Here is an 11752-nt window from a genome sequence, read left to right as displayed (position 1 = left end):
ACGCGGAGCGGCCCGGCACACCGTGAGGCGTGCCGGGCCGTTCCGTTGGTTCAACCCCGGGCGGGGGTGCGTCAGTGGACGCCGCCCATGAGGGCCTGGACCTTCTTGCGGTAGGCGTAGACCGCGAAACCGGCCAGGGCGGCGGCGGCCGCCTGCAGGGCGATCACGCCGAGGCCGTTGAGGTCCACACCGGCGATGGAGAGCAGGCTGGTGATGCAGTCACCGGCGGTGACCGCGAGGAACCAGACGCCCATCATCTGGGAGGCGTACTTCTGCGGGGCCATCTTGGTGGTGACCGAGAGGCCGACCGGGGAGACGCACAGCTCACCGATGGTCTGGATCATGTAGATCGAGACGAGCCACATCGGGGAGACCTTGACGTCGCCGCCCGCCATGTTCATCGGGACGATGAAGACGAAGAACGAGGCACCGATCAGGACCAGGCCCATCGCGAACTTCACGATGGTGTTCGGCTCCTGGTTCTTACGGGCCAGCCACAGCCACAGCCAGGCGAACACCGGGGCCAGGGCCATCACGAACAGGGGGTTCAGCGACTGGTACCAGGTGGCCGAGAAACCGAAGCCGAACATGGTGCCCGCGGTCTTGTCGTCCGCGAACAGGGACAGCGTGGAGCCACCCTGGTCGTAGATCATCCAGAAGACGGCGGCGGCGATGAAGAACCAGATGTACGCGGTCATCTTGGACTGCTCGGCGCCCGACAGCTCCTTGTCGCGCTTGATGCGCGTCAGGACGGCGATCGGGATGATCAGACCGGCCAGCGTCAGCGGGACCAGGGCCCAGTTCAGGGTGTAGGCGCCGAGGGCGACCACGGCACCGTAGAAGACGGCGATGCCCAGAACGGCGAAGACGACCTTGGTGAGGACGGCCTTGCGCTCCTCCGGCGACAGCGGGTTCGGGACCAGGCTGCTCTTCGGGCTCAGGTGCTTGGTGCCGAGCAGGAACTGGGCGAGGCCCAGGCCCATGCCGACGGCGGCCAGGGCGAAGCCCAGGTGCCAGTTGTGCTCCTTGCCGACCGTTCCGACGACCAGCGGAGCGACGAAGGCGCCGAGGTTGATGCCGATGTAGAACAGCGTGAAGCCACCGTCACGGCGCGGGTCCTCGGGACCGTCGTAGAGGTGGCCGACCATCGTCGAGATGTTGGCCTTCAGCAGGCCGGAGCCCACCGCGACGAGGATCAGACCGACGAAGAACATCGCCTGACCGGGCAGGGCCAGCGACAGGTGGCCGCCCATGATGACGAAACCGGCGATGGCGACCGTCTTGCGGGCGCCCCAGACGCGGTCGCCGAACCAGCCGCCGGGCATGGCCATGAGGTAGACCATCGACACGTACACGGAGTAGATGGCCGTGGTCGTGGCCGCCGTCATCGCCAGGCCGCCGCCCTGGCTGCCCGTGGCGGCGTCGGCGCCGCCCGAGACCAGGTAGTAGACCAGAAGTGCGCGCATGCCGTAGTAGGAGAAACGCTCCCACATCTCGGTCATGAACAGAGTGGCCAGGCCACGGGGGTGGCCGAAGAAGGTCTTCTCGGCGGACGCCGCAGAACCCTCCGTCAGGCTGGAAGCCATGGTCGATCCTTGCTTGCTCGGGACGCCTGGCTTCGTGAGCTCATCAGCGCCCGGTGGGGGGTGGCCGGCACCGGCGACGGAGGCCCTGCCCCACGCCCTGGGGTCCGCCCCCCTGGTGCGGGGAGCGAGGGAACATCCGTAACCGGGATCCACGCCCGTCCGCGCATCCTCGCGCGGCGGGCCCGGCCCACAGGTCATTCACTGTCATCAAGCCCGGACAGGCCAGTCGCAAGACTGCCCGGTCCGGTCAGGACAGAAATAGAGACCTTTGGCTCGGTTTTCGGCACAAAGGTCCCTGAGGTAGTGCATCAGGCGTCTCGCCACCATACGACACGACACGGCGGCATATGAATGGACTTGAGATATGGATCACAGGCGGCGCGGGAACCGCCCGACCATATTCGAAGGTGGGTAGTAGGTCATAAGCGCAGATAGGCAGGGGTCTGCAGGCACGACCCTGGTTTCACCTCCTGCGGACTACCATCACCCACATGACGCGTGTACTGCTCGCCGAGGACGACGCATCCATCTCGGAACCCCTGGCCCGCGCCCTGCGCCGGGAGGGCTACGAGGTCGAGGTCCGGGAGGACGGCCCCACCGCCCTGGACGCCGGACTGCAGGGCGGCGTCGATCTCGTCGTCCTGGACCTGGGCCTGCCGGGCATGGACGGCCTGGAAGTCGCCCGCCGGCTGCGAGCCGAGGGCCACGGCTTCCCGATCCTGGTCCTCACCGCCCGCGCGGACGAGGTCGACACGGTCGTCGGCCTGGACGCCGGCGCCGACGACTACGTGACCAAGCCCTTCCGCCTCGCCGAGCTGCTGGCCCGCGTCCGGGCCCTGCTCCGGCGCGGCGCCACCGAGGCCAACCAGCCCCCCGCCACCCACGGCGTGCGCATCGACGTCGAGTCGCACCGCGCCTGGATGGGGGAGGAGGAGCTCCAGCTCACGGCCAAGGAATTCGACCTGCTGCGGGTCCTGGTCCGCGACGCCGGCCGCGTCGTCACCCGCGACCAGCTGATGCGCGAGGTCTGGGACACCACCTGGTGGTCCTCCACCAAGACCCTCGACATGCACATCTCCTGGCTCCGCAAGAAGCTCGGCGACGACGCGGCCAACCCCCGGTACATCGCGACCGTCCGGGGCGTCGGCTTCCGCTTCGAGAAGAGCTGACCTCCCCCTCGCCATGCGCCGCCGACTGATCAACTCCACGCTCGCCGTGGTCCTCGTCGTGATCGCCGTCTTCGGGGTCTCGCTGGTGATCGTGGAGACCCGCACCATCACCAGCAGCGCCCAGGACCGCGTCGCGTCCGAGGCGCTGCGCCTGGTGGGGGTCGTCGAGTCGAACGTCCTGGAGAAGAAGCCCGTCGACCCCGAGGCGCTCGCCGAGCAGCTCGGCAGCGGCCGCTACGCCCGGATCACCGTCCCGGGGCAGCCGGCCGTCGAGGTGGGCGAGCGGATCCCCGACAGCGTCATCCGGGGCACCGCGCGCGGCGAACAGGGCGAGGTGGTGGTCGTCGAGGAGTCCCGCTCCACCGTGACCAAGGAGGTCGGGCGGACCCTGGCGGTGGTCGGCGCCGTGGCCCTGCTGGCCGTCGTGGCGGCCGTCCTGCTCGCCGTACGGCAGGCGAACCGGCTGGCCTCCCCGCTCACCGACCTGGCCGAGACCGCCGAGCGGCTCGGCTCGGGCGACCCGAGGCCCCGGCACAAGCGGTACGGGGTCCCCGAGCTGGACCGGGTCGCGGATGTCCTGGACTCCAGTGCCGAGCGGATCGGCCGGATGCTCACCGCCGAGCGGCGCCTCGCCGCGGACGCCTCGCACCAGCTGCGCACCCCGCTGACGGCGCTGTCGATGCGGCTGGAGGAGATCACGGTCACCGAGGACCTGGAGACCGTACGGGAGGAGGCGACGATCGCCCTCACCCAGGTGGAGCGCCTGACGGACGTGGTGGAGCGGCTGCTCACGAACTCGCGGGACCCGCGGACGGGCTCCGCGGTCCCCTTCGACCTCGACGAGGTCGTCAAGCAGCAGGTGGAGGAGTGGCGGCCCGCCTACCGCAGCGCCGGCCGGGCCATCGTGCGCTCCGGGAAGCAGGGCGTACGGGCCTTCGGCACGCCGGGAGCCGTCTCGCAGGTACTGGCGACGCTGGTGGAGAACGCCCTGATGCACGGGGGCGGCACGGTCGCGCTGCGTACCCGGGTGGTCGGGAACCAGGCGGTGCTGGAGGTCACGGACGAGGGCCCGGGGGTCCCGCCGGACCTGGGGAACCGGATCTTCGAGCGGGCCATCAGCGGCCGCAACTCCACCGGGATCGGCCTCGCCGTCGCCCGGGACCTCGCGGAGGCGGACGGCGGGCGTCTCGAGCTGCTCCAGGCGCAGCCGCCGGTCTTCGCCCTCTTCCTCAGCCGGACGGCGCCGGAACGGGCCGAGCCGGAGGCCACGGTCCGCTGACCCGCGGGACCCGCCCCGTCAGCTGTTCGCGGGCTCCGGCTGGGGCTCGGGCAGGGGCTCCGGCGCGCGGTCGGGCCGCGGCAGCGGGGCCGGCTCCGGCATCGGCTCGGCCTGCGGTTCCGCGGCCGGCAGGGCCCTGAAGACCCACGTCCGGTACGACCAGAAGCGGAAGACGGTGGCGGTGCCGATGCCGATGAACTTGAAGACGTTGCTGGCGACCGGGCCGTCCCAGCCGAAGCCGTAGGTGGCCGTGTACAGCACGCCGTTCTCGATGACCAGGCCGATCGCGCTGAAGGCGGCGAAGAGGGCCAGCTCGCGGGTGCGGCCGCTCTTGGCGCGGTCGCGGTAGGCGAAGTAGCGGAAGCCGACGTAGTTCGTGGCGATGGCCACGACGGTGGCTATCACGCTCGCCCGCACCACCTGGAGATCGGTGGTGTTGCGGATCAGGTTGAAGACCCCCAGGTTGACCAGGACACCCAGGCCGCCGACCGCCCCGAACTTCGCGACCTCGCGAACGAGAGCGCGGGCGCGTTCGAGGACGGATCCGTTCCTCGGCGTGCTCATCAGATGGTTCAGTCCCTGTCGGTCACCGCCCCGCACGGGGCGTCCGGTGTTCCAGTTCAACCCACCCATCGTAAGTGTCACCCCTGTGGTCCGTCTGTGCCTTCGGGGAGCGTGCGACGCACGGCACACCGGGCCCGGCCGACGGGTCCGCGCCACTCCCCGCGTCCGGATGGCGGAATACCGCCGGATACCCTGGAGGAGTGACGTTCCCGGTAGTCGGCATGGTCGGCGGCGGACAGCTCGCCCGCATGACCCACGAGGCGGGTATCCCCCTCGGCATCAGATTCAAGATCCTCAGTGACACCCCACAGGACTCGGCGGCCCAGGTCGTGAGCGACGTCGTCATCGGCGACTATCGCGACCTGGAGACGCTGCGCGCCTTCGCGCGCGGCTGCGACGTGATCACCTTCGATCACGAGCACGTACCCACCGAACACCTCAGGGCCCTGGAAGCGGACGGCATCCCCGTCCGCCCGGGGCCCGACGCGTTGGTGCACGCCCAGGACAAGGGGGTGATGCGCGCGAAGCTCGACGAGATCGGCGCGCCCAGCCCCCGCCACCGGATCGTGCGCGATCCGGCGGACGTGGCGGCCTTCGCGGACGAGGTGGGCGGCTTTCCCGTCATCCTCAAGACGGTGCGCGGCGGGTACGACGGCAAGGGCGTGTGGTTCGTCCGCACCCCCGAGGACGCGGAGGCCCCCTTCAAGGCGGGCGTCCCGGTCCTCGCCGAGGAGAAGGTGGACTACGTCCGCGAGCTCGCGGCCAACATCGTCCGCTCCCCGCACGGCCAGGCGGTGGCCTACCCCGTCGTCGAATCCGTCCAGGTGGACGGGGTCTGCGACACGGTGATCGCCCCCGCCCCGAACCTCTCGGAGGCCCTGGCGGGCGAGGCCCAGGCCCTCGCGCTGCGCATCGCCAAGGAGCTCGGCGTGACGGGCCACCTGGCGGTGGAGCTCTTCGAGACCACCGACGGCCGCATCCTCGTCAACGAACTGGCCATGCGCCCGCACAACAGCGGCCACTGGACCCAGGACGGTGCGGTCACCTCCCAGTTCGCCAACCACGTCCGCGCGGTCCTGGACCTCCCCCTGGGCGACCCGCGCCCCCGGGCCCGCTGGACGGTCATGGCGAACGTGCTGGGCGGGGACTACCCCGACATGTACGCGGCGTACCTGCACTGCATGGCCCACGACCCGCAGGTGAAGATCCACATGTACGGCAAGGACGTGAAACCGGGCCGGAAGGTCGGCCACGTCAACACCTACGGCGACGACCTGGACGATGTGCTGGAGCGCGCACGCCACGCTGCCGACTACCTCAGAGGAACGGTCACGGAATGAGCACCTCCCCAGCAGGCCCCGTCATCGGCATCGTCATGGGCTCCGACTCGGACTGGCCGGTCATGGAGGCCGCCGCCCAGGCCCTGGACGAGTTCGAGATCCCCTACGAGGTCGACGTCGTCTCCGCGCACCGGATGCCGCGCGAGATGGTCGCGTACGGGGAGGAGGCCGCCGGGCGCGGCCTCAAGGCGATCATCGCGGGCGCGGGCGGCGCCGCACACCTGCCCGGCATGCTCGCCTCGGTCACCCCGCTGCCCGTCATCGGCGTCCCGGTGCCGCTGAAGTACCTCGACGGCATGGACTCGCTGCTGTCGATCGTGCAGATGCCCGCCGGAGTTCCCGTCGCCACCGTCTCGGTCGCCGGGGCGCGCAACGCAGGTCTGCTCGCCGTGCGGATGCTGGCGGCGCACGACACCGAGCTGCTGGCCCGGATGCGCGAGTTCCAGCAGGAGCTGAACGACCAGGCGACCGAGAAGGGCAAGCGGCTGCGTACGAAGGTGGCGGGCGCGGAGTCCTTCGGATTCGGCAAGTGAGCGCGGCGCAGCGCCTGGCCGAGGCGCGCGAGCTGCTGGCCGAACACCCCGTCGTGGACGGCCACAACGACCTCCCTTGGGCGCTGCGCAAGCAGGTCCGCTACGACCTGGACCGGCGGGACATCGCCGGCGACCAGTCGGCGTACCTGCACACCGACATCCCGCGGCTGCGGGCCGGCGGCGTCGGCGCGCAGTTCTGGTCGGTGTACGTGAGCACCGAGCTCACCGGTGACGAGGCGGTCAGCGCCACCCTGGAACAGGTCGACGCCGTCGGCCAGCTGATCGACCGTTACCCCGCCCACCTGGCAGGGGCGCTGACGGCGGACGACATGGAGGCGGCCCGGGCCGAGGGCCGGATCGCCTCGCTGATGGGCGCCGAGGGCGGCCACTCCATCAACAACTCGCTCGCCACCCTGCGGGCCCTGCACCGGCTGGGCGTGCGGTACATGACGCTCACGCACAACGACACCATCGACTGGGCGGATTCGGCGACCGACGAGGCCCGGCACGGCGGCCTCACGGACTTCGGCCGCGAGGTCGTGCGCGAAATGAACCGCATCGGCATGCTGGTCGACCTCTCGCACGTGGCGGCGACGACGATGCGCGACGCCCTCGCGGTCTCCGCCGCGCCGGTGGTCTTCTCGCACTCCTCGGCGCGCGCGGTCTGCGACCACCCGCGCAACGTCCCGGACGACGTGCTGGCGCAGCTCCCGGCCAACGGCGGGGTGGCGATGGCCACCTTCGTACCGAAGTTCATCCTCCCGGAGGCCGTCGAGTGGACGCTGGCCGCCGACGAGAACCTGCGGGCGAACGGCCTCCACCACCTGGACACCACGCCCGAGGCGATGGCCCTGCACCGGGCCTTCGAGGCGGAGCGCCCGCGCCCGGTCGCCACGGCGGCGACGGTGGCCGACCACCTGGACCACATGCGCGAGGTGGCCGGCGTCGACCACATCGGCATCGGCGGCGACTACGACGGCACGGCCTTCACCCCGGCCGGGCTGGACGACGTGGCGGGCTACCCGAACCTGATCGCGGAGCTGCTCTCCCGCGGCTGGTCCCGCGCCGACCTGGCCAAGCTGACCTGGTCCAACGCGGTACGCGCGCTGCGCGACGCGGAGGCGGTGGCCCGTGACCTGTCGGCCTCCCGGGGCCCGTCGAACGCGGTGATCTGACGGGGGTCCGGCCCTGACCGGCCGGACCCCCCGGGCTCACGGCGGTTGCGTTGCCCGGCGTGACCTGCGGACTTCACCCGAATGCCGCATCCGCCGGGCGACCCGGGCGTCCCACATGTCACGGTGGCAGCATCTCTCCCTGCTGCCGCCGAGACCGGAGCGAACGCCATGGCCGACCTGCAGGATGAACCCCACTCAGTGGGCATCGGAGCAGAAGACCTTCCCGCACCCACGGTGGTGACCGCCGCCCTCGACCGGGCCGCCGTGCTGCTGTCCGAGCATCCCGTCGCGGACGGGTGCAACACCCTCGTCTGGACGCTGCGCCAGAGCCCGTACCACGACATCGACAAGCCGGGTGACAGCGGCGTCGACACCGACCTCCCGCGGCTGCGCGCCGGCGGGGTCGGGGCCCAGTTCTGGTCCCTGCTGACCCCGCCGCCCGAGCCCGCGGCCGCCGACCAGCTGGTCTCCGACACCCTCGAACAGATCGACGTGGCGCTCGCCCTGATGCGCCGCTACCCCGACAACCTGCGCCTGGCGCTCACCGCCGACGACATGGTGGACGCCCGCAACCGCGGGCGCATCGCCTCGTTCCTCGGCCCGGTGCCCGGCCGCACGCTGACCGATTCCCTGGGCGCGCTGCACGCGTTCCACGCGCTGGGCGTACGGATCCTCGCGCCGGCGGGAGCGCCCTGGGCCCAGGAGGGTCTGACGGCCTTCGGCCACGAGGTGGTCAAGGAGGCGAACCGGCTGGCGATCGTGCTGGACCTCACCGGGTGCGATCCGGCGGTGGCCTGCCAGCTGGCGGGCGCGTCCAAGTCCCCCGTGATCCTCTCGAACACGGCGGCGGCGGCACTGAACCCGCACCCCCGCAACGCCACCGACGAGGTCCTGCTCGCCCTGCGGGCGGCGAACGGCCTGGCGATGGTCACCTTCGAGACCGCCCGCACCGGCGACTCCCTGCACGCGGTGGCCGACCACCTCGACCACGTCCGCGCGGTCGCGGGCCCCGAGTGCGTCGGCCTCGGCGCCGCCTTCGGCACCGAACCCCACAACCCCCGCCCGGCGGGCCTGACCGACCCCTCCGGCTACCCGCTCCTGATCGCCGAACTCCTGGAACGCGGCTGGCCCGAGACGGACATCGCCCTCCTGACCTGGGGCAACGCCCAGCGCGTCATCCGGGCGGCGGAATTCGTCTCCCGCGCCGCCCAACACCGCCGCCCCAAGAACTCGTGACGCGGCCAGGGCCGGAAGCCGGCCCCGCCCGTCTCGAGGCGGCGGGGCCGGAGATCCAGACCCGCCGGGGTTCGGGGCGCGGGGCGCGGGCGGAGCCCCGGGAGGGGGCGCCGCACCGCCGCGTGCGTCAGGCCCTCGGGCGGCCCATCGCCCGGTAGGTCCACCCGGCGCTCCGCCACCGCACCGGATCCAGCGCGTTGCGGCCATCCAGGATGAGCCGGTCCGTTGCCACCCCACCCAGCTCCACCGGATCGAGGTCACGGAACTCGCGCCACTCCGTCAGGTGGAGGACGACCTCGGCCCCCCGGACCGCCTCCACCGCGGAGCCCGCGTAGCCCAGCGTCGGGAAGACGCGCCGCGCGTTGTCCATGCCCTTGGGGTCGTAGACGGTGACCTGCCCGCCCTGGAGGTGGATCTGCCCGGCCACGTTCAGGGCGGGGGAGTCGCGGACGTCGTCCGAATCCGGCTTGAAGGTGGCGCCGAGCACCGCCACCCGCTTGCCCAGGAACGACCCGCCCACCGCCTCGCGCGCCAGCTCCACCATGTGCCCGCGCCGCCGCATGTTGATCGAGTCGACCTCCCGCAGGAAGGTCAGCGCCTGGTCGGCGCCCAACTCGCCGGCCCGTGCCATGAACGCCCGGATGTCCTTCGGCAGGCAGCCGCCGCCGAAGCCGATGCCGGCGCGCAGGAACTTCGCGCCGATCCGCTCGTCGTAGCCGATGGCCTCCGCCAGCTTGACCACGTCGCCGCCGGCGGCCTCGCACACCTCCGCCATCGCGTTGATGAAGGAGATCTTCGTGGCGAGGAAGGAATTGGCGGCGGTCTTGACGAGCTCGGCCGTCGGGAAGTCGGTCACCACCAGCGGGGTGCCCTCCGACATCGGCGTCTCGTACACCTCCCGCAGCACCTTCTCGGCGCGCTCGCCCTGCACGCCGATCACGATCCGGTCGGGGTGCAGGGTGTCCTGTACGGCGAAGCCCTCGCGCAGGAACTCCGGGTTCCAGGCCAGCTCCACCTCCTCGCCGGCCGGGGCCAGCGCGGTCAGCTTCGCCGCCAGCCGCTCCGCCGAGCCCACCGGCACCGTCGACTTGCCGACGACCAGCACCGGCCGCGTCAGGTGCGGGGCCAGGGATTCGATCGCGGAGTCGACGTACGACATGTCGCACGCGTACTCCCCGTGCTTCTGCGGAGTGTTCACGCACACGAAGTGGACGTCGCCGAAGGCGGCGACCTCCTCCCACGACTGCGTGAAGCGCAGCCGCCCCGTCGAGCCCGGCAGCCCGGCCACGTGCGCGCCCAGCAGCTCCTCCAGCCCGGGCTCGTACATGGGCACCCGGCCCGAGGCCAGCATCTCGATCTTCTCCGGCACCACGTCCAGGCCGAGCACCTCGAACCCGAGCTCCGCCATCGCCGCGGCGTGCGTGGCACCGAGGTAACCGGTGCCGATCACAGTGATCCTGAGGGGGGCCATGGGTGCTCCAGAGGTGCGGGGCCGTTTGCGGCCACTGAGCATAGTCGGGCCCGCCCGGGGGGACGTTCCCAGGAGCGCCGCCGCTGTCACGCAGCTCACGTGGGCCGTCCATATCGCCATGCGTGTCCGGACACTAAGCTTTGGGTTACTTAACGGTAGTTAGCACACGCATCACCCTGGGGAGTGAGAGATCTTGGCGGGTTCTGCCGACTTCGACCTGTACCGCCCGGCCGAGGAGCACGACATGCTCCGCGAGTCCGTCCGCTCGCTCTGCGAGGCCAAGATCCTCCCGTTCGCCGCGGCGGTCGACGAGGAGTCCCGCTTCCCGCAGGAGGCCCTCGACGCCCTGGTCGCCAACGACCTGCACGCCGTCCACGTGCCCGAGACCTACGGCGGCGCGGGCGCCGACGCCCTCGCCACCGTGATCGTGATCGAGGAGGTGGCCCGCGTCTGCGCGTCTTCCTCCCTCATCCCCGCGGTCAACAAGCTCGGCTCCCTCCCGGTGATCCTCTCCGGCTCCGAGGAGCTCAAGGCCAAGTACCTCGGCCCCCTGGCCAAGGGCGACGCGATGTTCTCGTACGCGCTCTCCGAGCCCGACGCGGGCTCCGACGCGGCCGGCATGAAGACCCGCGCGGTCCGCGACGGCGACTTCTGGGTCCTCAACGGCGTCAAGCGCTGGATCACCAACGCGGGCGTCTCCGAGTACTACACGGTCATGGCCGTGACGGACCCGGAGAAGCGCAGCAAGGGCATCTCCGCCTTCGTCGTGGAGAAGTCCGACGAGGGCGTCTCCTTCGGTGCCCCGGAGAAGAAGCTCGGCATCAAGGGCTCCCCGACGCGCGAGGTCTACCTCGACAACGTCCGGATCCCCGCCGACCGCATGATCGGCGCCGAGGGCACCGGCTTCGCCACCGCGATGAAGACCCTGGACCACACCCGCATCACCATCGCGGCCCAGGCGCTCGGCATCGCCCAGGGCGCCCTGGACTACGCCAAGGGCTACGTCCAGGAGCGCAAGCAGTTCGGCAAGCCGATCGGCGACTTCCAGGGCGTGCAGTTCATGCTCGCGGACATGGCCATGAAGATCGAGGCCGCCCGCCAGCTGACCTACGCGGCCGCCGCCAAGTCCGAGCGCGTCGATTCCGACCTCACGTTCTTCGGTGCCGCGGCCAAGTGCTTCGCCTCCGACGTGGCCATGGAGGTCACCACGGACGCCGTCCAGCTCCTCGGCGGCTACGGCTACACGCGTGACTACCCGGTGGAGCGCATGATGCGCGACGCGAAGATCACGCAGATCTACGAGGGCACCAACCAGGTCCAGCGCATCGTCATGGCGCGCAACCTGCCGTAGGGGCCCGACCCCGCCGGACGCGAGGTCTCCCGGTCCGCGACCGGGGGA

10 protein-coding genes are annotated in these 11752 nt (G+C 71.2%); 7 read left to right on the top strand and 3 right to left on the bottom strand.

Going from position 1 to position 11752, the window contains the following annotated elements:
* Positions 1-71: 71 nt before the first annotated feature.
* Positions 72-1586: a peptide MFS transporter gene (locus ACIP5M_RS32575; protein ID WP_401203634.1), complete on the bottom strand. Its 1515-nt coding sequence runs from the start codon at positions 1584-1586 to the stop codon at positions 72-74.
* A gap of 491 nt (positions 1587-2077) precedes the next feature.
* On the opposite strand from ACIP5M_RS32575, the gene ACIP5M_RS32570 reads away from it, so the two are divergent.
* Positions 2078-2755 (top strand): response regulator transcription factor, encoded by a 678-nt coding sequence (locus ACIP5M_RS32570; protein ID WP_401203631.1) that lies wholly within the window; start codon positions 2078-2080, stop codon positions 2753-2755.
* A 13-nt stretch (positions 2756-2768) separates the two neighbouring features.
* The gene (locus ACIP5M_RS32565) at positions 2769-4034 is read left to right on the top strand and encodes an ATP-binding protein (RefSeq protein ID WP_401203628.1); all 1266 of its coding nucleotides are present in this window, start codon (positions 2769-2771) and stop codon (positions 4032-4034) included.
* Between the two features lie 18 nt (positions 4035-4052).
* Here ACIP5M_RS32565 and ACIP5M_RS32560 read toward each other — a convergent pair whose 3' ends face one another.
* Positions 4053-4598 carry a GtrA family protein gene (locus ACIP5M_RS32560; protein WP_401203626.1) on the bottom strand — a complete coding sequence of 182 codons (546 nt, stop codon included), beginning with the start codon at positions 4596-4598 and terminating at the stop codon, positions 4053-4055.
* 200 nt (positions 4599-4798) lie between these two features.
* On the opposite strand from ACIP5M_RS32560, the gene ACIP5M_RS32555 reads away from it, so the two are divergent.
* From ACIP5M_RS32555 to ACIP5M_RS32540, 4 genes are all read left to right on the top strand, one after another.
* Complete coding sequence (locus tag ACIP5M_RS32555; protein WP_401203623.1) at positions 4799-5938, top strand: 5-(carboxyamino)imidazole ribonucleotide synthase; 1140 nt, start codon at positions 4799-4801, stop codon at positions 5936-5938.
* On the top strand, positions 5935-6471 hold the full coding sequence (gene purE / locus ACIP5M_RS32550; RefSeq protein ID WP_215020231.1) for a 5-(carboxyamino)imidazole ribonucleotide mutase: 537 nt from the start codon (positions 5935-5937) through the stop codon (positions 6469-6471). The genes ACIP5M_RS32555 and purE overlap by 4 nt, the downstream gene beginning before the upstream one ends.
* Positions 6468-7646 (top strand): dipeptidase, encoded by a 1179-nt coding sequence (locus tag ACIP5M_RS32545; protein ID WP_401203620.1) that lies wholly within the window; start codon positions 6468-6470, stop codon positions 7644-7646. Before purE ends, ACIP5M_RS32545 begins: the two co-directional genes overlap by 4 nt.
* Before the next feature lie 168 nt (positions 7647-7814).
* A complete protein-coding gene (locus ACIP5M_RS32540; RefSeq protein ID WP_401203617.1) occupies positions 7815-8882 on the top strand; it encodes a membrane dipeptidase in 1068 nt (355 codons plus the stop codon).
* A gap of 127 nt (positions 8883-9009) precedes the next feature.
* Here ACIP5M_RS32540 and ACIP5M_RS32535 read toward each other — a convergent pair whose 3' ends face one another.
* Complete coding sequence (locus ACIP5M_RS32535; RefSeq protein ID WP_401203614.1) at positions 9010-10353, bottom strand: UDP-glucose dehydrogenase family protein; 1344 nt, start codon at positions 10351-10353, stop codon at positions 9010-9012.
* Positions 10354-10546: 193 nt separating this feature from the next.
* On the opposite strand from ACIP5M_RS32535, the gene ACIP5M_RS32530 reads away from it, so the two are divergent.
* A complete protein-coding gene (locus tag ACIP5M_RS32530; RefSeq protein ID WP_401203612.1) occupies positions 10547-11704 on the top strand; it encodes an acyl-CoA dehydrogenase family protein in 1158 nt (385 codons plus the stop codon).
* Positions 11705-11752: the final 48 nt, after the last annotated feature.

Source organism: Streptomyces sp. NPDC088762, from assembly GCF_044750905.1.
Taxonomy (GTDB): Bacteria; Actinomycetota; Actinomycetes; order Streptomycetales; family Streptomycetaceae; genus Streptomyces.
This window is presented reverse-complemented; position numbering and strand designations above follow the sequence as displayed.

Bases quoted from the DNA above. Each gene is read 5' to 3' on its own strand.
- ACIP5M_RS32535 (WP_401203614.1), bottom strand. From the start codon at position 10,353: ATGGCCCCCCTCAGGATCACTGTGATCGGCACCGGTTACCTCGGTGCC.
- ACIP5M_RS32565 (WP_401203628.1), top strand. From the start codon at position 2,769: ATGCGCCGCCGACTGATCAACTCCACGCTCGCCGTGGTCCTCGTCGTG.
- ACIP5M_RS32575 (WP_401203634.1), bottom strand. From the start codon at position 1,586: ATGGCTTCCAGCCTGACGGAGGGTTCTGCGGCGTCCGCCGAGAAGACC.
- purE (WP_215020231.1), top strand. From the start codon at position 5,935: ATGAGCACCTCCCCAGCAGGCCCCGTCATCGGCATCGTCATGGGCTCC.
- ACIP5M_RS32570 (WP_401203631.1), top strand. From the start codon at position 2,078: ATGACGCGTGTACTGCTCGCCGAGGACGACGCATCCATCTCGGAACCC.
- ACIP5M_RS32540 (WP_401203617.1), top strand. From the start codon at position 7,815: ATGGCCGACCTGCAGGATGAACCCCACTCAGTGGGCATCGGAGCAGAA.
- ACIP5M_RS32560 (WP_401203626.1), bottom strand. From the start codon at position 4,598: ATGAGCACGCCGAGGAACGGATCCGTCCTCGAACGCGCCCGCGCTCTC.